The 19686-nt window shown below is 65.2% G+C and carries 20 protein-coding genes; 8 read left to right on the top strand and 12 right to left on the bottom strand.

The genetic code is table 11. From position 1 onward, the window contains the following. Positions 1-251 precede the first annotated feature (251 nt). From DB032_RS07350 to DB032_RS07330, 5 genes are read left to right on the top strand one after another with little or no spacing between them, the layout of a single operon-like run. A complete protein-coding gene (locus DB032_RS07350; protein ID WP_158274255.1) occupies positions 252-1673 on the top strand; it encodes an efflux transporter outer membrane subunit in 1422 nt (473 codons plus the stop codon). Continuing rightward, positions 1670-2185: a MarR family winged helix-turn-helix transcriptional regulator gene (locus tag DB032_RS07345; protein ID WP_107798897.1), complete on the top strand. Its 516-nt coding sequence runs from the start codon at positions 1670-1672 to the stop codon at positions 2183-2185. Before DB032_RS07350 ends, DB032_RS07345 begins: the two co-directional genes overlap by 4 nt. Beyond that, positions 2172-4331: an FUSC family protein gene (locus DB032_RS07340; protein WP_107798896.1), complete on the top strand. Its 2160-nt coding sequence runs from the start codon at positions 2172-2174 to the stop codon at positions 4329-4331. Before DB032_RS07345 ends, DB032_RS07340 begins: the two co-directional genes overlap by 14 nt. Next, complete coding sequence (locus tag DB032_RS07335; protein WP_107798895.1) at positions 4321-4518, top strand: DUF1656 domain-containing protein; 198 nt, start codon at positions 4321-4323, stop codon at positions 4516-4518. The genes DB032_RS07340 and DB032_RS07335 overlap by 11 nt, the downstream gene beginning before the upstream one ends. 43 nt (positions 4519-4561) lie before the next feature. Beyond that, the gene (locus tag DB032_RS07330; RefSeq protein ID WP_107798894.1) at positions 4562-5419 is read left to right on the top strand and encodes an efflux RND transporter periplasmic adaptor subunit; all 858 of its coding nucleotides are present in this window, start codon (positions 4562-4564) and stop codon (positions 5417-5419) included. Positions 5420-5483: 64 nt separating this feature from the next. Here the strand turns inward: DB032_RS07330 and DB032_RS07325 are convergent, their stop codons facing one another. The 9 genes from DB032_RS07325 to DB032_RS07285 all read right to left on the bottom strand — a co-directional run bounded on the left by DB032_RS07325 (position 5484) and on the right by DB032_RS07285 (position 13914). Beyond that, positions 5484-6341, bottom strand: a complete 858-nt coding sequence (locus tag DB032_RS07325; protein WP_107798893.1) for a neutral zinc metallopeptidase — start codon at positions 6339-6341, stop codon at positions 5484-5486. Between the two features lie 149 nt (positions 6342-6490). Further along, on the bottom strand, positions 6491-7003 hold the full coding sequence (locus DB032_RS07320; protein ID WP_107798892.1) for a phosphatidylglycerophosphatase A: 513 nt from the start codon (positions 7001-7003) through the stop codon (positions 6491-6493). Continuing rightward, a complete protein-coding gene (gene thiL, locus DB032_RS07315) occupies positions 6987-7937 on the bottom strand; it encodes a thiamine-phosphate kinase (RefSeq protein WP_107798891.1) in 951 nt (316 codons plus the stop codon). Before thiL ends, DB032_RS07320 begins: the two co-directional genes overlap by 17 nt. Before the next feature lie 80 nt (positions 7938-8017). Beyond that, entirely contained in the window at positions 8018-8464 is a 447-nt protein-coding gene (gene nusB / locus DB032_RS07310; protein WP_081547192.1) for a transcription antitermination factor NusB, read from the bottom strand. A gap of 64 nt (positions 8465-8528) precedes the next feature. After that, positions 8529-8999 carry a 6,7-dimethyl-8-ribityllumazine synthase gene (ribH, locus tag DB032_RS07305; RefSeq protein WP_081547190.1) on the bottom strand — a complete coding sequence of 157 codons (471 nt, stop codon included), beginning with the start codon at positions 8997-8999 and terminating at the stop codon, positions 8529-8531. Positions 9000-9078: 79 nt separating this feature from the next. Continuing rightward, the gene (gene ribBA, locus DB032_RS07300) at positions 9079-10185 is read right to left on the bottom strand and encodes a bifunctional 3,4-dihydroxy-2-butanone-4-phosphate synthase/GTP cyclohydrolase II (RefSeq protein ID WP_107798890.1); all 1107 of its coding nucleotides are present in this window, start codon (positions 10183-10185) and stop codon (positions 9079-9081) included. A gap of 189 nt (positions 10186-10374) precedes the next feature. Then, a complete protein-coding gene (locus tag DB032_RS07295) occupies positions 10375-11037 on the bottom strand; it encodes a diphthine--ammonia ligase (protein WP_107798889.1) in 663 nt (220 codons plus the stop codon). After that, a complete protein-coding gene (locus tag DB032_RS07290; RefSeq protein ID WP_107798888.1) occupies positions 11034-11651 on the bottom strand; it encodes a riboflavin synthase subunit alpha in 618 nt (205 codons plus the stop codon). Before DB032_RS07290 ends, DB032_RS07295 begins: the two co-directional genes overlap by 4 nt. Before the next feature lie 100 nt (positions 11652-11751). Then, positions 11752-13914: a TonB-dependent receptor domain-containing protein gene (locus DB032_RS07285; protein ID WP_158274254.1), complete on the bottom strand. Its 2163-nt coding sequence runs from the start codon at positions 13912-13914 to the stop codon at positions 11752-11754. A gap of 196 nt (positions 13915-14110) precedes the next feature. On the opposite strand from DB032_RS07285, the gene DB032_RS07280 reads away from it, so the two are divergent. The 3 genes from DB032_RS07280 to DB032_RS07270 all read left to right on the top strand — a co-directional run bounded on the left by DB032_RS07280 (position 14111) and on the right by DB032_RS07270 (position 17349). Further along, positions 14111-15721, top strand: coding sequence for a peptide chain release factor 3 (locus DB032_RS07280; RefSeq protein ID WP_107798886.1), 1611 nt, complete (start codon positions 14111-14113; stop codon positions 15719-15721). A 20-nt stretch (positions 15722-15741) separates the two neighbouring features. Beyond that, on the top strand, positions 15742-16608 hold the full coding sequence (locus DB032_RS07275; RefSeq protein ID WP_107798885.1) for a mechanosensitive ion channel domain-containing protein: 867 nt from the start codon (positions 15742-15744) through the stop codon (positions 16606-16608). A gap of 96 nt (positions 16609-16704) precedes the next feature. Continuing rightward, positions 16705-17349, top strand: coding sequence for a TetR/AcrR family transcriptional regulator (locus tag DB032_RS07270; protein ID WP_107798884.1), 645 nt, complete (start codon positions 16705-16707; stop codon positions 17347-17349). Positions 17350-17422: 73 nt separating this feature from the next. On the opposite strand, the gene aroF is transcribed toward DB032_RS07270, so the two are convergent. From aroF to DB032_RS07255, 3 genes are read right to left on the bottom strand one after another with little or no spacing between them, the layout of a single operon-like run. Beyond that, the gene (gene aroF, locus DB032_RS07265; protein WP_107798883.1) at positions 17423-18439 is read right to left on the bottom strand and encodes a 3-deoxy-7-phosphoheptulonate synthase; all 1017 of its coding nucleotides are present in this window, start codon (positions 18437-18439) and stop codon (positions 17423-17425) included. 22 nt (positions 18440-18461) lie between these two features. Beyond that, on the bottom strand, positions 18462-19025 hold the full coding sequence (locus DB032_RS07260) for a hypothetical protein (RefSeq protein ID WP_199225839.1): 564 nt from the start codon (positions 19023-19025) through the stop codon (positions 18462-18464). A gap of 18 nt (positions 19026-19043) precedes the next feature. Beyond that, the gene (locus DB032_RS07255) at positions 19044-19625 is read right to left on the bottom strand and encodes a TIGR00730 family Rossman fold protein (protein ID WP_199225838.1); all 582 of its coding nucleotides are present in this window, start codon (positions 19623-19625) and stop codon (positions 19044-19046) included. Between the last annotated feature and the right edge of the window lie 61 nt (positions 19626-19686).

Raw genomic sequence — 19686 nt, 5'->3', positions numbered from 1 at the left:
GGCGGCAAACCGGGTCGCAGGCATGCCGCGGCGGTCCGGTTTATTCGCTGGTTTTATTAAGCAAACCCAAATAATACACCCGTCATTAATCAGCTGACCATGATTAATGACATATGCTTGATTTGCGTCAGTCGCAAGCGGCCCGGCCAGGCGCATGACTTGGCCGCTTCGCGATACCGCATCGATTTTATATTTTACAAATGTAATATCTACAAATAAAATATACACAGATGTAAAACATGGATAGACAGATGAAGCCGTTTTCCGCCACCCTCGCCCTTGCCGGCGCGCTCCTGCTCAGCGCCTGCGCCCAAATGGACGCCGTCAAACCGCAGTCCCAGCTCAAAACGCCGCCCGCCGTGAACGCGCCCTGGGCCGGCATGCCCGCGGCGGCCTGGTGGCGGCAATGGCGGGATCCCCAACTGGAGCGGCTGATCCGCCAGGCCTTGCAGGACAACCCCGGCCTGCGCGGGGCCGAGGCGCGGCTGCGCCAGGCTCAGGCGCTGAGCGAGGTCAGCGCCGCCGCCTCCCAGCCGCAAATCAACGCGCAATGGCAAAGCACCCGGCAGCTGCACGCGGAGAAAAATCTGGTGGCGCCGGCGGGTCACGGCAACTACGACTGGCAGACCCGCGCCGCCGTCAACCTCAGCTACGATCTGGACGCCTGGGGGCGCGAACGCCAGGCGCTGTCCGCCTCGCTGAGCGACGCCCAGATGGCCGCGGCCGACGCCCGGCTGAGCGCGCTGAACCTGGAGAGCGCCATCATCCGCGGCTATCTGCAGCTGGCCGAGCAATATCAGCAGCGAGATCTGGCGGCGGCGGAGCTGGAACAGCAGCAGGCGCTGCTGGACCTCAGCCTGCGCCGCAAGGCCGCCGGGCTGGCCGCCCAGCCGGAGGTGGAACAGCAGCGCGGCAGGCTGCCGGCCGGCCGCGTCCAGCTGGCTCAAATCGACGAACGCATCGCCACCCTGGGCAATCAGCTGGCCGCGCTCAGCGGGCAAGCGCCCGACGCCGGAAACCGGCCGACGCGCCCCGCGCTGCGCCTGGACCAGGCGCTGGACCCGCTCGCCGCGGTGCCGGCCCAATTGCTGGGCCGGCGGCCGGACCTGAGCGCGCAACGCTGGCGGGTGGAGGCCGAGGCCGCGCGCATCAAGGTCGCCCGCGCCGCCTTCTATCCCAATATCAATCTCAGCGCCTTCGCCGGCTATCAGGCGATAGGCTTCGCCGACTTGCTGTCCCCGGCCGCCGCTCTGCGCGGCTTCGCCCCGGCGATCAGCCTGCCGATATTCGAAGGCGGCCGCCTGCGCGGCCAGCTGCGCGCCCAAACCGCCGCCTACGATCAGGCGGTGGAAAGCTACAACGCCGCCTTGATCAACGCCCTGAGCGAAACCGCCAGCGCCATCGTCCGCGCCCGCTCCGCGGACCAGCAAAGCCGGCAGGCCGAACAGGCGCTGGACGCCGCCAGCCGCGAACGGGCGCTGGCCGAACAGGCTTACCGCGCCGGCCTCAGCGATCAGAGCGCGGTGCGCCAGCTGCGGCTGAACGAGCTGTCCGCCCGGCAAAAGCGCGCTCAGGCCCAAGCCCAGCGCCTGGACAGCTACGCCGCGCTGATGGCCGCGCTGGGCGGCGGCGTCGAATCCCCCAATCCCATCGTCGGCGGAGAAAGCCCATGAGCCACTTCGAAGAAACCCGCAAACGCCTGCTCCGCGTCAAGACCAGAATTCCGGAATTTCCGCTGGCGCTGCTGACCTTGACGCGACTGAACTACCACGTGCAAAAACGCCTGCAGGACCTGACCAACGCCGCCCTGCGCAAACACGGGCTGACCGAGAGCAGCTATCTGGTGCTGGCGGTGCTCTACGGCTCCGAGCAAGAGACGACGACGCCCGGCTCTCTGGCGGAGACCTGCTCGCAAAAACCAGCCAATATGACCCGCATCTGCAACGACCTGGAAAAACAGGGCCTGATCCGTCGCGGCGGCCTCAGCGACGATCGCCGCGCGGTCGCCGTCACCCTCAGCGACGCCGGCCGCGAACGCATCCGCAAGCTGCTGCCCGATGTCTGGGGCAACCTGGGCAATACCTTCGCCGGCTTCAGCGCCGAGGAAATGCAGCAGCAGGAACAGTTCTACCTGCGCCAGCTCAGCAATTTGAACCAGGCGGCGCCCAACGATGAGCACGACTAGCCTCGCCGCCCGGCGCCGCTGGCTGGGCCGGGCGCTGCGCGGCGCCGGACAGGACTGGCTGCGGCAGGAGGGCGAGCGCTGGATCTTCATCCTCAAGACGCTGCTGGCCTGCTTCGCCGCGCTGTGGCTGGCCTTCCGCCTGGGCTTCGATTCGCCGGGCACCGCGCTGATCACCGTGCTCATCGTCGGTTCGCCGCAAAGCGGCCTGGTGCTGGAAAAAGGCTTTTACCGGCTCTTGGGCACGCTGGCCGGCTGCGCGGCGGCCTTGATCCTGGTCGGCATGCTGGCCTCGCAGCCGGTCTTGCTGCTGGCGGCGCTGTCGCTCTGGATAGGCCTGTGCGCCGGCTACGCCACCTTGTACCGCAACTCGCGCTCCTACGGTTTCGTGCTGGCCGGCTACACCGCCTGCATCATCGCGCTGCCGGCCATCGGCCGCCCGCTGACGGTGTTCGACCTGGCGGTGACCCGGGTCTCGGAAATCTCGCTGGGCCTGATCTGCAGCGCGGTGGTCTACGACATCGTGTTTCCGCGCTACCAGGCGGAGCTGGTGGTCAGCAATGTGCGCGGCCGCTATCTGCGCTTCATCCTGCTGTGCCAGGACGCGCTGGCGCAGAAGCTGCACGCCAGCGATCTGGAGCAGGCCCAGCTCAAGTTCGCCGCCGACATCGCCGCGCTGGAGGCCGGCCGCGCCACCGCCTTTTTCGAAGCCGGACACGTGCGTTCGCGCAGCAATCAGCTGCACGCCTTCAACGCCACCTTCATGGCCGCGCTGACCACCTTCCACACCCTGCACCGGCAAATGGAACGGCTGCGCCGCGACGCGGACTCGCCGCTGCCCGGCCTGCTGCTGCCGCTGTTCTCCGAGGTGGCCGCCGTGCTCAGCGGCGTCGACGGCCCGGCGCGCAACGCCGCGGAAGCCCGGGACACCGAGGCGCAGCTGGGCCGGCTCCGCGCCGGCTGGCCGCGCCGCATAGACGCCGCCCGCGCGCTGCTTCCGGGCGGCGAGCGGGCCGAGCACTGGCGGATAGACTTCGACACCGCCACCGAGCTGCTGAGCCGCTTCATCGAGGAAATGCACGCCTTCGTCGGCGTCTACCACGGCTTCGCCAGCAAGACGCCGCAGCAGATCGACGCGCTGGCCGCCTATGTGCCGGGCACGCCGCTGCCGGTGGCCGTCGCCGGCGGCGTGCGCGCGGCGCTGACCCTGGGCACCCTGTCCGTCGCCTGGTATTGGCTGGCCTGGCCCAGCGCGCTGGAGGCGGTGCTGCTGGCCACCGTGCTCTGCGGTCTCGCCGCCTCCTCGCCGCGGCCGGTGCTGATGGTCAAACAATTCCTGACCGGCTTCGCGCTGGGCACGCCGCTGGCCTATGTCAGCCTGTTCTGGCTGCTGAGCGAGGGCAACGGCTTCCCGATACTGATGCTGGGCCTGCTGCCCTTCCTGGCGCTGGGCAGCTATCTGAAATGCCTGCCCAAATACGCCGGCGTCGGCGCCGGCATGACCATCGTGCTGGCCAGCGCCGTCAATCCGCAAAACCCGATGAATTACGACATCGTGGCCTTTCTCAACAACGGCATCGCCCGCATCCTCGGGCTGGCGCTGGCGGCGGCCTTCTTCCAGCTGGTGCTGCCCGAGCACACCATGGGTTCGCCGCGCCACATCGCCGCCGCCTTGTGGCGGGAAGCGCGCCGCGCCTGCGACGCCAAGCTGCCCCACTTGAAGCAGCGCTACGAGAACCGCATCCGCGACCTGCTCAATCTGCTGAACACGCTGAGCCCGGCCCAGGCCGAACTGAAACAGGCAATCACCGCCCAAGCCATCACCTTGCTGGAGCTGGGCCTGGCGGTGATCAATCTGCGCGCGCTGACCGCGGAATCGCCGTCGCCGCAGTTGCGCGCCGATCTGGAACACACGGTGGCGCAGCTGGAACGCTATTTCGCCGCGCCGTCGCCGGAACGGCTGCAACAGGCCATCGCCACCATGCGCGCGGCCGGGCCGGCGCTGCGCGCCCATCTGGCGCTGGCGGAACCCGAACGCGCCGCGCGCATCCAGCGGGCGCTGACCGATCTGCACCTGATCCACACCTCATTGCTGGACGTGGCCGAAGCCGCCGCAACCGCTGCGCAAGGAACTGAGCATGACTCGTGAAATCGCCGTATTCGGCATCCTGATCCCCACCCTGCTGCCGTTGTTCCTGTTCAGCCTGCTGTGCCAGGCCGGGCTGGACTGGCTGCTGGGCCGGGCCGGTCTTTACCGCCGGGTCTGGCACCCGGCCTTGTTCCGCCTCAGCCTGCTGATCTGCGTGTTCAGCGGCCTGGCTCTGCTGCTGTACTGAATACGCCTCCGGCCCACCCCGAACACCCTTCCGGATAATCAATATGCGAATCAACACTCTCATCCGCTACCTGATCACCTTGCTGCTGCTGGCGCTCGCCGTCTGGCTGGGCAAGGCGCTGTGGGACCACTACATGCACTCGCCCTGGACCCGCGACGGCCGCGTTCGCGCCGACGTGATCACGCTCTCCGCCGACGTGGCCGGCCTGGTGACCCAGGTGGCGGTCAAGGACAACCAGCCGGTGCGCAAGGGCGACGTGCTCTTCGTCGTCGACCGCAGCCGCTACGCGGCGGCGCTGACCCAGGCCGAGGCCGCGCTGGAGGGGCAGCGCACCGAGAAAAACCGCCGCGGCAAGGAGGCGGCGCGTCGCGACGGCCTGGACAGCGCCGTGGTGTCCGCCGAAAACCGCGAAACCGCGGCCTTCGCCGCCGCCGCGGCCGGCTCCCAATACCAGGCGGCGCTGGCGGCGCGCGATCTGGCCCGGCTCAATCTGGAACGCACCGTGGTGCGCGCCCCGGTGGACGGCTATGTGACCAATCTCAATGTCCATGCCGGCGACTTCGCCGCCGTCGGCGCGCCCAAGCTGGCGCTGATAGACCGCAACTCCTATCGCGTGGAAGGCTATTTCGAGGAAACCAAGCTGCCGATGCTCAAACCCGGCGCCAAGGTGGAGATCACCCTGCTCAGCGGCGGCCCGGCCTTGAGCGGCCGCGTCGCCAGCATCGCCCGCGGCATCACCGACCGCGACGCCGGCACCGGCCGCGAACTGCTGGCCGACGTCAATCCCACTTTCAACTGGGTGCGGCTGGCGCAACGGGTGCCGGTGCGCATCGAGCTGGACGCGCTGCCGGCCGGGCAGCTGCTGGTGGCTGGCACCACCTGCACCGTGGTGGTGCGCTAGCTCCGCGACAAGCATGAAAAATGGGGCCGTTGGCCCCATTTTTCATTTCCCCACTGAGCCGCTGTTACAGCCGCCGCGCGCGGAAGGTATCGCACTGCGCCATGTCGCCGCTGTCGAAGCCGCGGCGGAACCAGCGCACCCGCTGCTCGCCGCTGCCGTGAGTGAAGGAGTCCGGCACCACTTCGCGGCCGGCCGAACGCTGCAAGGCGTCGTCGCCTATCCTGGCCGCGGCGGTCAGCGCCGTTTCCAGATCGCCCGGCTCCAGAATCCTCCTCGCCTGATCGGCGTGATGCCCCCATACCCCGGCCAGGCAATCCGCCTGCAACTCCTGCCGCACCGACAAGGCCTTGGCACGCCGCTCATCGCTGCGCGCCATTTCCTCGTCCACCTTGGCGGAAATGCCGAGCTGATGCTGAACATGGTGGCCGACTTCATGCGCGATCACATACGCCTGGGCGAATTCGCCCGGCGCGCCCAACTCTCGGCCCAGGGTCTGAAAGAAAGACAGATCGATGTAGATTTTCTCGTCGCCGGGGCAATAGAAGGGACCGATGGCCGCGTCGCCGCGGCCGCAAGCCGTCGGCGTCGCGCCGGTGAACATCACCAGCTTGGGCGGCCGGTAACGCTCGCCTTGCGCCTGGAGCAAGGGCCGCCACACGTCTTCGGTGTCCGCCAGCATCACGCGGATGAACTTGGCGTCGCGGTCGTCCGGCGCGCTGGCCCTGGCCGGCGCCTGCTGTTCGGCCGCCGGCTCCATCTCGCTGATCAGATTGATCACCGTTATCGGATTGACGTCGAACACCAGCCAGGCCACCAGGCCGATCAAGACCGCGCCGATGCCGAACGCCCCGCCGCCGCCCCCGCCGCGTTCGCCGCGGCGGTCTTCCACATTATCGCTTTCCCGGTTCCCATCCCAACGCATGCCCAATCCCCCCAAGTCCATTCTCGCCCGCTCAGGCCACTTCGCCGCGGCACCTTAGAACAAGGACATCAAAAAGTTCCGCATGGTACGCGTTTGACTTGAAACCGGCCAGACCCGCCCGGCGAACGCAGCGGACCTTGAACCCGTTCTTACAGCAGGCGCCAAATGCCCCACTGCACCGCCAGCGCGAACAAGGCCGCCAGCAAATCGTCCACCATCACGCCGAAACCGCCGCCCACATGACGGTCCAGCCAGCGGATAGGCCAGGGCTTGAGAATGTCGAAAAAGCGGAACAAGACAAAGGCCAGCAACCAGGCCAAGGGCGTGGCCGGCGCGAAGGCCAGCACCAGCAGCATGGCGACGATCTCGTCCCAGACGATGCCGCCGTAATCGTGCACGCCCAGCGCCCGGCCGCTGTAGCCGCAGATCCAGATCCCGGCGATGAACAGCGGCAGGCACAGCGCCGCCAGCGCCAGTCCCTGCACTCCCAGCGCGTTCAGCACAAAGAACAAGGGATAGGCGGCCACCGTGCCCCAGGTGCCGGGCGCCTTGCGCGCCAGGCCGCTGCCGAAGCCGAAGGCCAGGAAATGGGCGGGATGACTCAGGACGAAGCGCCAGTCCGGCTGCAGTTTCAGGGTTTCGGTCTCATTTGAAATGGTCATAGCCGGTGCTTTCCAGTTGAATGATGTTGCCTTCGCCGTCCAGCAGGCTGACGCCCTGGCCGGCAACGATGCGGCCGATGCGGCTGAGACGGCAGCCCGCCGTCGCGGCGCAGGCCTCGATCTGCGCCCGGCGCTCGGCCGGCGCGGTGAATACCAGTTCGTAATCGTCGCCGCCCGCGGCCAGGCAATCCAGCCATTGCCCGCGCGCGGCCTCCGCCAGCGGGTGGGACGGCAAGGCCTCGGCCCAGACTTCCGCGCCCACCCGGGAGGCGGCGGCGATATGGCCGAGGTCCGACAGCAGGCCGTCGGACACGTCGGCGGCGGCGTGCGCCAAGGGCAGCAAAGCCCGCCCCAGGGCAATGCGCGGCTCCGGGTATTCCAGCTTGCGCCAGGCCGCCTCGCGCAAACCGTCCGGCAAGGGAGCGAGCTTGCCCAGCCGGCTGCGCACCGCCATCGCGCCCAGACCCAGCTCGCCGCTGACCCAGACATCGTCGCCCGCGCGGGCGGCGGCGCGGCGCAGCGCCTGACCGCCCGGCGTCTCCCCGCCCACGGTCACCGACAGCGTCAAGGGGCCGCGCGTGGTGTCGCCGCCTATCACGTCAACGCCGTAACGCTCCGCCAATGCGAAGAATCCTTGGGAAAACCCGGCGGCCCAGGCCTCGTCCATCGCCGGCAAGGCCAGCGACAGCACCACCCAGCGCGGCGCGGCGCCCATTGCCGCCATATCGGACAAGTTCACCGCCAGCGTCTTATGGCCCAAGGCCTCCGGCGCGACGTCGGCGAAAAAATGCCGCCCTTCCACCAGCATGTCCACCGAGACATGCAGATCGCAGCCCGGCGTCGGCCGCAGGATGGCGGCGTCGTCGCCGACGCCCAGGACCGCGCCGCCGGCCGGCCGCGTGAAATAACGGCGGATCAATTCAAATTCATTCATCACGATCTTTCTGCCCGGCCGATATGAAAACACCCGCGGCAGCGGGTGTGTTCTGGTCTGACGGCGCCGGCGACAAGGCCTTAGTTCTGACGACGCGCCTTCTGCGACGCCACTTCGTCGGCGCGCACTTCGGCGGCCAGCTTGTCCAGCACGCCGTTGACGAACTTATGACCGTCGGTGCCGCCGAAGGTCTTGGTGATTTCAATGGCTTCGTTGATGATCACCGGATACGGGGTTTCCGGATGCTGGGTCAGTTCCAGCGCGGCCATCAACAGCACGGCGCGTTCCACCGGGCTGACTTCGTCTTCGGCGCGTTCGTAATAGTGGCCGATCTGCTTGGACAGCGCGCCCACGTCTTTCAGCACGCCGTACAGGATTTCGCGGAACAGGGCTTCATCGGCCTTGGCGAAGTATTCATTCTCGCGCAGATGCTTTTCGATCAGGGAGGCCGGACGATCCGGGTTCAGCTCCCATTCGTAAATGCCTTGGATGGCAAATTCGCGGGCGCGGCGGCGAGCGGTTTTCATAGAGGTTCCTTGTAAAGAGCGGTGAGCCGGGCACGCCCGGCTCCGGTATCTTGGCGGGAGCCGATCAGCCGCGCTGGATGCGCTTGCGCAGATTCGCCATCTCCACCGCCACGGCAGCGGCCTCGCGGCCTTTGACTTCCATGCGCACTTCGGCCTGCTCGTCGGTTTCGGTGGTCAGAATCGCGTTGGCGATCGGGATGTCGAAGTCCAGGCCGACGCGGGTCACGCCCGCGCCGGATTCGTTCGACACCAGTTCGAAATGGTAGGTTTCGCCGCGGATCACCGCTCCCAGCGCCACCAGCGCGTCGAAGCGGCCGCTCTTGGCCATGGTCTGCAACACCAGCGGCGCTTCCAGCGCGCCCGGCACCGTGGCCAGGGTCACGTCCTCGGCGGCCACGCCCAGCCGGGCCAGCTCGCCCAAGCAGGCGTCGCGCAAGCCTTCGCAAACCGGGGTGTTGAAACGCGACATCACAACGCCGATTTTCAGGCCCTTGCCCGTCAGATCGGGTTCTATACGCTGGATAGCTTGAAGCATCTTGTTCCTCGCGGCGGAATCACTACGGAAAACCGGAGATTCTACCTCAATCCCCGGGCCTTAGCCATTGCGCAGCCGCTCATTCTTCATCCACGTGGAAGGCGCTCGGCTGGCAAAAGCCGGTCACTTCCAGATCGAAGCCGGTCATGGACGGCAGGCTGACCGGAGCGGTCATCAGCTTCATCTTGCCTACGCCCAGCGCCTTGAGCATTTGCGCGCCGATGCCGAAGGTCTTGCTGTCCCAACGCTGCTTCTGCTGCTCCTGGCCCAGCGCGCGCTGCGCCAGCGCCTCGCCGGTTTCGTCGCGATACAAGAGCACCACCACGCCGTGACCGGCCTCCTCGATCATTTCCAAGGCATTGGGCACAGTCCAGGAGTGCTGGCTGCACAAGGGCGCCAGCACGTCGATCACCGACAAGGGCTCGTGCACGCGCACCAGAGTTTCGCACTGCGACTGGATCTCGCCCTTGACCAGGGCCAGATGGGTGGCGCGGGTGGTGATGTCGCGAAACACGTGCAGCTCGAATGCGCCGAACGGCGTATCCACCGGCCGCTGGCCCACTTTTTCCACCAGCGATTCGGTGCGGCTGCGGTACTGGATCAGGTCGGCGATGGTGCCCACCTTCAAACCGTGCTCGCCGGCGAACTCCACCAGTTCCGGCAAGCGCGCCATGGTGCCGTCGTCGTTCATGATTTCGCAGATCACGCCGGCCGGCTCCAGGCCGGCCAGCATCGCCAGATCGCAACCGGCCTCGGTGTGGCCGGCGCGGATCAGCACGCCGCCTTTTTGCGCTTTCAGCGGGAAGATGTGGCCCGGCTGCACCAGGTCCGCCGGCTTGGCCAGCCGCGCCACCGCGGCCTGCACGGTGCGAGCGCGGTCCGCGGCGGAAATGCCGGTGGTCACGCCTTCGGCAGCTTCGATGGACACGGTGAAGTTGGTGCTGTACGGGGTGCCGTTATTGCTGACCATCAGCGGCAGGTTCAATTGCTGGCAACGCTCCTCGGTCAAGGTCAGACAGATCAGCCCGCGGCCGTGCTTGGCCATGAAATTGACCGCCTCCGGGGTGACGAACTCCGCCGCCATCACCAGATCGCCTTCGTTCTCGCGGTCTTCGGCGTCCACCAGCACCACCATCTTGCCGGCCTTGATGTCGGCGATAACGTCCTGAATCGGGGAAATAGTCATACCGTCTTCCTTCGTAAGCACTTGTTTTTGGCGCGGGCCGCCGCCCGCCTAAATTCATTATCAGTACCTGTTCAAAGTCTCGCGGGCCAAGGCGAAAACAACTGAAGAGCGTATACGGCGCATCGGCATTCTGCAGCGCTACTCGCCGTGCCGCGCCCTCGCGAAGCGCAACAGACTTTGAACCGCTTCTCAGCCGGGCAACAGGTCCAGGCTGACATAATTTCCATGGCGATGGATGTCGCCGTCGCGCAAACGCAAGGGCCGCGCGAACAAGGGCCCGTCCGTCGCCAATGTGTGAAACTCGCCGGCCTCGGCGCAAGGGTCCAAACCTTCCGCCAACATCCGGTCCACCACCTCGCGGCTCAACTCGCGACCCAGCCACTCTTCGCTCGCCAGCCGGGTGTTCACCACCACGATGCGGGCGCGAAAGCCCGCGTCGATGAATTCGCGCACCAGCTCGGCGCGCGGCTGCTGCCACAGCGGCAGCCAAGCTTGCAGGCCGGCGGCGGCGCAAACCTTCTCCTCCCACTCGCGATGGGCGTCCAGATCGATGTCGCCGAACACCGCGGCCTCGCAGCCGTCGGCGCGCGCCTCCTCCAGCCGGGCGATGAACTCGGCCTCATAACCGTCCCAGCTCGCGCGGCCCACCCGCAAGGGCAGGCCCAGCGCCGCGGCTTGCAGCGCCAGCACTTCCGGACGCACCCCATGCGAGCGCGAGCGCCGGCCATCCTCGTCCATCATGGTCAGCAAGGCCTGCGGGCTGGCGCCGGCGCTCACCGCGCGCCACAAGGCCAGGCAAGAATCCTTGCCGCCGCTCCAGGAGGCCAGCACGCGCCGGCCGGCTCTGTTCACTCAGCGGCTCCGCGCTGGGCCAGCACCCGTTCCACCGTTTCCACGATGGCCTGGGTTTGCGGGTCCACTTCGATATTGATCAGATCGCCCACTTTTCGCGACTTGATGATGGTGCGCTCCAGGGTTTCCGGAATCAGATGCACGCAGAAACGGTTGTCCGTCACCTCGCCTATGGTCAGGCTGATGCCGTCAATACCGATATAGCCCTTGGCGAACACGTATTTGATGTGTTCCGCCGGCAATTCGAACCAGACGGTGCGATTATTGGGCAGATCGATCACTCGGGACACCTTGGCCAGGCACAAGATATGGCCGGACATTGCGTGGCCGCCGATTTCATCGCCGAAACGCGCGGCGCGCTCGATATTGACCAGATCGCCCGCTTGCAGCAGGCCAAGATTGGTGACGCGCAGGGTTTCGCGCATCAGATCGAAGGAAACTTGATCGCCGTTGATGGCGGTGACGGTAAGGCAGCAGCCGTTGTGGGCCACCGAGGCGCCCAGTTCCAGACCGGGCAACAGCGCGTCGGGCAAGCGCAGCGTATGAGTGCGGAAGTCCTGCTTCTCCGTGATGGCGATCACTTCCGCCACCCCTTGGACGATACCGGTAAACACGAAGACGCTCCTTTGCTAGGGATTCGGAGCGCCATTGTAACGCAAGGAGGGGCGCGCGGCCCCTCCTGGTCTTAAATCGGACTCAAGCTTTTTCCCGGCATTAGAAACGCCAGGACACGCTGGTGCGGATTGCGCGCCCCATGCCCTCGGCGCCCTCGGTCAGATAGGGTGTGTATTGAGTATTGAACAGATTGTCCACCGCCAGCCGCGCCTCAAAGCCCTTGAGCCGGCCCTGCGGCTGCCAACCAAGGAACAGACCGTACAGCGAGTAGCCATGCTGCGCCGGATAAATGAAGGCACTATCGTGCAACACCCGATCCTGCTTGCGCACAAACTTGCCCTGCCCGCTCAAGGACAGGCCGATCTTGTTCCAGCGATAGCCGAGATTGGCCACCGCCTTGCGCGGCGGAATATTGGTGATGGGCTCGTCCTTGCCCCAAGGATCCAGCAGACTGTGATTGCGATCCCCCTTAGTGGAAGACAAGGACAAGCTGCCGAACCATCCGCCGGCCTGATAGCGCCCCTCCAATTCGAAGCCCTGGATCACGTAGCCGGGCATATTGCGGTAAAGACCCGCTCCAGGCGGCAGCGGCCAGCCCGGCCCGTCACCCCGATTTTTCCCCAGCCGCTGCGCAATATCGCTCTTGACAGTTTGACGGTACCAGGTCAGCGCCGCGGATAGACTATCTCCGGACGCCAACACATTGCCGCGTTCATACTCCAGACCCAGTTTGAACGCATTCAGCGTCTCCGGTCGCAACTGGCGGCTACTGGCCGTGGTCTTGCTACCCTCGGCCTGAGTGTCATAAACCTCATCCACACCCGGTGCACGCCAGGTTCGAGAGTAAGAGGCGTCCAGGGTCCAGCCCGGGCGGAAGTTCCAACGCGCGGCCAAACGCGGCGACCAGCCAGAATAAGCCAGACCGCTGTAATCGTGCCCCAGAGCGGGGTCGTTATATGCGGAAGCCAGATTCTCCCGCCCCTGTATCCACACATGGTCGTAGCGCAGCGAAGGGGTCAGCGTCAGGCTGCCCAGGGGCTGCCATTGATGCACCCAGTAGGCGGATCGCACGGTTTCTTCGCCCGGCGGTTGGTAGCGCGGATTCAAATAGCCGTAGTTGTAAGCCGGATCCTTCACCTTGTCCGGGCGATAGAACAAGGCGTCCAGCGTTTTGTGCGCCCAGCTGACGCCCACGGTGACTTCCTGGCTTGCCCAACCGGAACCAAAGCGGGCGGTATTGCGCAACTCCAGACGCCGGTCGCGCTGAGTCACCCAGCTTTCGTTTCCATATTGCGAGGAGAAAGCATAAATACTGGCCGTCGGCGGCCGGGTATCGTGCTGATAACGCCGCGACTGGGCGTAACTCAGCTGCAGATCCAGCCACGGCGAATCGCTGACAAAAGTCCAGTCCGCGCTCACCGTCTCGTTTTCCTGCTCACGCCAGACGGATTTACGCAGCCAGGCACCTTCAAAACCGTATTTTTGTATTTCACCCTCGCTCGGCGCGGGAATATCGCCGCGCTTGGCCGCCCACGGCGTGCGCCGCTCCTCCTCCTGACGCGTCCAGCCCAGACGCAGCCGATGACCAGACACCGGGCGCCAAGCCAGTTTCAGCATGCCGCCCTCCAGATCGTTGCCAGAAAACATCATGCTTGAACCATCGCCCAGCTTGCCGTTCCCGGCGCGCGAACGGGTCATATAGGCCAGGATGTCGGCCTTGCTGCCCGGACCGCCGGCGTAGGCGGCCAGCGACTGGCCGAACTGATTGCCGTTGTCCTGATACATCAGCTTGGCGAAGCCGCCCACCGATTTGCCCGGCTGCAGCAACTCCGCCACGGTCTTGGTTTCCGCCTTGACCACGGCGCCAAAGGCGCCATTGCCGTAGAACGGCGAATGCCCCCCCTTCAGCACCTCCACCGAACCCAACAATTCCGGATCAATGAAAGAGCTGCCCTGCTGATATTTCTCGAAACCTTGCGGCGCGCCGTCCAGGGTCACTTGCACATGCTCGACCGACTCGAAGCCCCAGACATTGATGGTCTGCCCTCCGGGGCGCTGCGAGCCGCCGGCGTTGACGCCGGGCAGAGCGTCCAGCACTTCGGCCAGCGAACGGGCTTGCGGCCGCTCGATTTCTTCGCGGTCCAGCTTATTGCTGCCCACCCGCGCCTGCGGACCGTCGGCGGTAACGTGGACGGTGTCCAGGCGCGCCGGCGCCTCGGCGGCCCAGACGCCGGGCGCGGTCAGGCAGGCCAGGCTGAGCACGAGCGCCTTGGGGCGGAAACGCGGCGGATTTTGAGCGGGGGAAATGGAATCGGGGCAAGACGAGAAAAGGTAGCAGCCAGGCATCACGGTTTTGTTATATTAATGATAATCATTCTCAATATTAACATAAAACTTCCACCTTAAGGCAAGTCCGGTAAAATAGCCGGCTTTATCGAATTCCAATACAAGCATCCCCATGTCCGCCGAACTCGCCCGCATCGCCGAAGAAGTGTCCCACCGCCGCACCTTCGCCATCATTTCCCACCCTGACGCCGGTAAGACCACGCTGACCGAAAAGCTGCTGCTGTTCTCCGGCGCCATCCAGATGGCCGGCACCGTCAAGGGCAAGAAAGGCGGCAAGTTCGCCACCTCCGACTGGATGGAGATCGAGAAGCAGCGCGGCATCTCGGTGGCGTCCTCGGTGATGCAGTTCGAATACCGCGACCACACCGTCAACCTGCTGGACACCCCGGGCCACCAGGACTTCTCCGAAGACACCTACCGCGTGCTGACGGCGGTGGACAGCGCCCTGATGGTGATAGACGCGGCCAAGGGCGTGGAGGAGCAGACCATCAAGCTGCTGAACGTCTGCCGCCTGCGCAGCACGCCCATCGTCACCTTCATGAACAAATACGACCGCGAGGTGCGCGACAGCCTGGAGCTGCTGGACGAGGTGGAAAACGTGCTGAAGATCCGCTGCGCGCCCATCACCTGGCCCATCGGCATGGGCAAGGCTTTCCGCGGCGTCTACAGCCTGTTGAACGATGAAGTCATCCTGTTCGAACCGGGCGCGGAAAAACTGATCACCGACGTGGAAGTGATCAAGGGCATAGACAATCCCCGCCTGGACCAGCTGTTCCCGCTGGAAATGGAACAACTGCGCATGGAGATCGAGCTGGTCAAGGGCGCGTCCAACGAGTGGAATCTGGACCAGTTCCTGGCCGGCGAACTGACGCCGGTGTTCTTTGGCTCCGCCATCAACAACTTCGGCGTGCGCGAAATCCTGGACGCGCTGATCAACTGGGCGCCGGCGCCGCAGCTGCGGGACGCCACCGTGCGCGATGTCGCGCCCACCGAAGGCAAATTCTCCGGCTTCGTGTTCAAGATCCAGGCCAATATGGATCCCAAGCACCGCGACCGCATCGCCTTCCTGCGCGTGTGTTCCGGCCAGTTCGAGCGCGGCATGAAGATGAAGCATCTGCGCCTGAACCGCGACATCGCCGCCTCCAGCGTGGTGACCTTCATGTCTCACGACCGCGAGATCGTGGAAGAAGCGTTTGCCGGCGACATCATCGGCATCCCCAACCACGGCAATATCCAGATCGGCGACAGCTTCTCCGAAGGCGAGGACCTGACCTTTACCGGCATTCCCTTCTTCGCGCCGGAACTGTTTCGCGGCGTGCGCATCAAAAACCCTTTGAAGCTGAAACAGTTGCAGAAAGGCTTGCAGCAACTGGGCGAGGAAGGCGCGGTGCAAGTATTCAAGCCGCACAGCGGCGGCGACCTGATTCTGGGCGCGGTGGGCGTGCTGCAGTTTGAAGTGGTGGCCTCGCGCCTGGCCGCCGAATACGGCGTGGACGCGATGTTCGAATCCGCCAGCATCTGGTCCGCGCGCTGGTTCAGCTGCGAGGACCGCAAGAAGCTGGACGAATTCGTCAAGGCGCTACAGATCAACATCGCCACCGACGCCGGCGGCAACCTCGCCTACCTGGCCCCCAACCGCGTCAACCTGCAACTGACCCAGGAACGCTGGCCGGACATCGTATTCCACGAAACCCGCGAACACGCGGTCAAACTCAACGACTGAAGCTGAAACCGACGCCCGACATGGAGCCCAAGGCCACCCTATTCGACTTGATAAGCTATCTGCGCGACAACTATTCGCACGAGATAGCGCGCTCGCTGATCCTGATCGCCGCCCTGCTGATCATCCGCCTGGTGATGGACCGGCTGCTGGCGGCCAACAACAGCATAGCGATCGAGTCGAAACGGCGCTGGTCGGTGAACACCCGCAACATCCTGTTCATCTCCGGCCTGGCGGGCATCGGCCTGATCTGGGCCAGCGAGCTGCAAACCATCGCGGTGTCGATGCTGGCCTTCGCCGCCGCGCTGATCCTGGCCACCAAGGAACTGATCATGTGCCTGTCCGGCGGCCTGGTGCGCCAGACCTCCAACAGCTACAGCCTGGGCGACCACATCGAAGTGGGCGCGGTGCGCGGCCGGGTGGTGGACATCGGCCTGCTGTCCACCACGGTGATGGAGATCGGACCCAATCACAGCTCGCACCAGATGACCGGGCGCGCGCTGACCTTCCCCAACAGCCTGCTGCTGTCCACGCCGGTGATCCGCGAAAACTATATGGGCGACTATGTGATGCACATCGTCAACGTGCCCATGGCCTACACCGTGCCGCCCATCCGCGCCGAACGCCTCTTGATGGCGGCGGCGGAAGAATCCTGCCAACCCCACCTGGAAGTGGCGCGTCAGCACATGGAAGACATGGCCAAACGCAATCTGGTGGACATCCCGTCGGTGGAGCCGCGCATCGCCTTGCAGCCGGTGGATGAAAAACGCTATCAGTTGATCTTGCGCATCGCCATTCCGGCCCGAGACCGGCATCGTATCGAACAAACCATCCTGCACAGTTTTCTGGCGCAATGCTTTCCGGAGCAGAACGACGCCGCCCTGGCCTGAAGCGAAGGCGTATCGCGCGCAAATAATTAGAGCAAGAACTCCAAATTTGCGTTAGAATGGCGCATCGCGAATGTCATTGAACAGCCCAAGCGCATCATGAGCAAAAACAGAATCAAAACCTACGACCGCATCATCCAGGAGAGCCTCAAGCTGTTCAACGAACAGGGCGAGCGCAGCATCACCACCAATCACATCGCCGCGCATCTGGGCATCAGTCCGGGCAATCTGTACTACCACTTCCGCAACAAGGAAGAAATCGTCTACCAGATCTTCCTGATGTACCGCGAGTTCATCAACCAGCGTCTGGCGGTGCCGGAAAACCGCGAAATGACGGTGGACGATCTGGTCAACTACCTGGACACCGCCTTCCTGGCGATGTGGCAGTTCCGCTTCATGTTCTACGACCTGCCGGGCATGCTGGCGCGCAACCCTCAGATGCAGTCGGAGTACCACCAGTTCGTCAACACCGAGCTGAAAAACATCCTGGCCGAGCACTTTCGCGAATTCATCCGCCTGGGCCTGCTGGAAATGGACGAGGAAGACATCGAACCGGTCAGCATCAATATCTGGCTGGTGGTGAAGTTCTGGTTCGCCTTTGAACAGACCGCGCGCCCCAAGGCGCCGATCACCGAGGAATCCGGCCACCGCGGCGTGCTGCAGGTGCTGGCCCTGCTCAAGCCCTATGTGCAGGATCAGTATATGGGCGCCTTCCAGGCGCTGTGCGAGCGCCACAAAGTGTGACGCCCCGCCTCCGCGAAAAGAGCAAAGCCGCGTAATCGCGGCTTTTTTCATGCGTCGGCGCTTCTAAAGCGGATTACAGGCTACGCCCCAAGGCCGCCGCCAAGGGCCGCAATTCCGCCATCAGGGCGGCCAAACCGTCCGGCGTCAAGGCCTGATCGGCCTCGCACAAGGCGGCTTCCGGCTGCGGATGCATGTCCAGCAGCAAGCCGTCCGCGCCGGCGGCCAGGGCCGCCTTGGCCAGAGCGGGCACCAGCCAGGCTTTGCCGGCGGCGTGGCTGGGATCGACGATCACCGGCAAATGGGTCTCGCGCTTGAGCAGGGGGATCGCGCTGACGTCCAGCGTGGCACGGTAGGCCGGCTCGAAGCTGCGAATGCCGCGCTCGCAGAACACAATGTTGTGGTTGCCGCCGGCGGCGATGTATTCGGCCGCCATCAGCCAGTCACCCAAGGTCGCGGCGACGCCGCGCTTGAGGATGACCGGTTTGTTCAAACGTCCCACTTCCTTCAACAACTCCACGTTCTGCATGCTGCGCGAGCCGATCTGGATGATGTCCACGCCCTGCTCCAGAAACACATCCAGCATGCGCACATCGGCCAATTCGGACACCACCGGCAAACCTTCGGCGCGGCCGGCGGCGATCAACTGCTCGATGCCCTCCACGCCCAAGCCCTGGAAACCGTAAGGGCTGGGATGCTGCTTGAACACCCCGCCGTGCAGCAGCCGGCAGCCGGCGGCCCGCGCCGCGGTCGCGGCCTGAGCGATTTGCGACGCCGACTCCACGGCCGACGGACCGGCGATCACCTGCAAGGCCTCGCCGCCGAAAGCCAGGCCTCGCGCCTGCACCACGCTGTTCTGCGGATGGGTTTCCCGCGACACGATGCGGTATTCCCGCACCACTCGCATCGCCCGCTCCACGCCAGGCATGGATTCAAACATTTCCGGCGACAGGCTGCGCTCGTCGCCCACCGCGCCGATGATGGTGCGTTCCGCGCCGCGCGACACATGCTCGCTGAGTCCCGCTCCGCGGATCTTGGCCACCACGGCCGCCACTTCGCTTTCCGGCGCCTGCCGGTTCATGATGATGATCATCCGCTACCCCGTTCAAAACCCTTCATCGCCGCCAGCGCCGGGCCAAACGCCGCCCCAGCCGCGACCAGAACGACGGACGCTGCGCGCCACGCCGGAAAAAGCCGGCCAGCGCATGCGCCAGCCGCCACGGCGCCGAAGCATGCAAGCGTTCGAAAATGCGCCCGCGCCAGTAAACGAAGCCATTATACAGCCGCAGGAACCAGGCCACCCGCATCAGCGCCGGCCGGGTCAGCGCAAACAGCCGCGCCGCCAGCGCGGTGCCGCCCAGCTTGGCCAGCAGAATGATCAGCAAGCCCAGCAGCGCGTGGCCGCGTCCGATCAGGAACAGCGCCGCCAGCTTGACCGGCAGCAGCAAGGCGGCCGGCAACGCGAACATCGCCAAGGCCGCCCACGGCGGCAAGGCGGCGATGCGCCGCTCCAGCGCCGCCAGCGGCGGCCAGGTCGCCAAGCGTCCCAGCGCCGCGGACAACTCGTCCCAGGCGTATTCCTCGAACAGGATGATCAAGGCCGCCAGCAAGGCCGGCGGCCAGGTCAACACCCGTTTCAGCCGGCGCCAGCCTAGCGCCGCCGTTTCCCTTGCGCGCATCTCGGTTTCAGCGCCGGCTCAGGCCTTGGCCAGGTCCAGCCACTTGGCCACCTCTTGCGGCCGGTAGGCGCGCATCTCCGTCAGCAGCGTGGGCAGGTCCTCGCTGATGCGGAACAGGTCCATATTGCCGGGACGGGCGAAGCCTTCGGCCACCGCGTGCTCCATCATCCGGTGCAAGGGCTGGTAATAGCCGGCGGCGTCGAGCAGGCCCACCGGCTTGCCGTGCAAGGACAGCTGGCCCCAGGTCAGGATCTCGAACAATTCGTCGAAGGTGCCGAAGCCGCCCGGCAAGGCGATGAAGCCGTCGGACAACTCCGCCATCAGCGCCTTGCGCTGATGCATGGTTTCGGTGACATGAATCTCCGTCAGGCCGGTATGCGCCACTTCCTTGGCCTTGAGAAACTCCGGAATCACGCCGACGACCTTGCCGCCGGCCGCCAGCGCGGAGTCCGCCGCCACGCCCATCAGGCCGACCTTGCCGGCGCCGTAAACCAGGGTCACGCCCTGCTCGGCCAAGGTGCGGCCAAAATCGCGCGCGGCCGCTTCGTATTCGGGCTTGGCGCCCTTATTGGAGCCGCAAAACAGACAGATGGCTTTCATTTTTATTTTTCCCCTATTGAAACATCAGCGTCAAAAACACAACGGGCCGCTGCGCGGCCCG

Source organism: Chromobacterium sp. Panama, from assembly GCF_003052555.1.
In the GTDB taxonomy this organism is placed as follows: Bacteria; Pseudomonadota; Gammaproteobacteria; order Burkholderiales; family Chromobacteriaceae; genus Chromobacterium.
The sequence above is the reverse complement of the archived record's forward strand: the minus strand, read 5'-3'. Positions and strand labels throughout refer to the sequence as shown.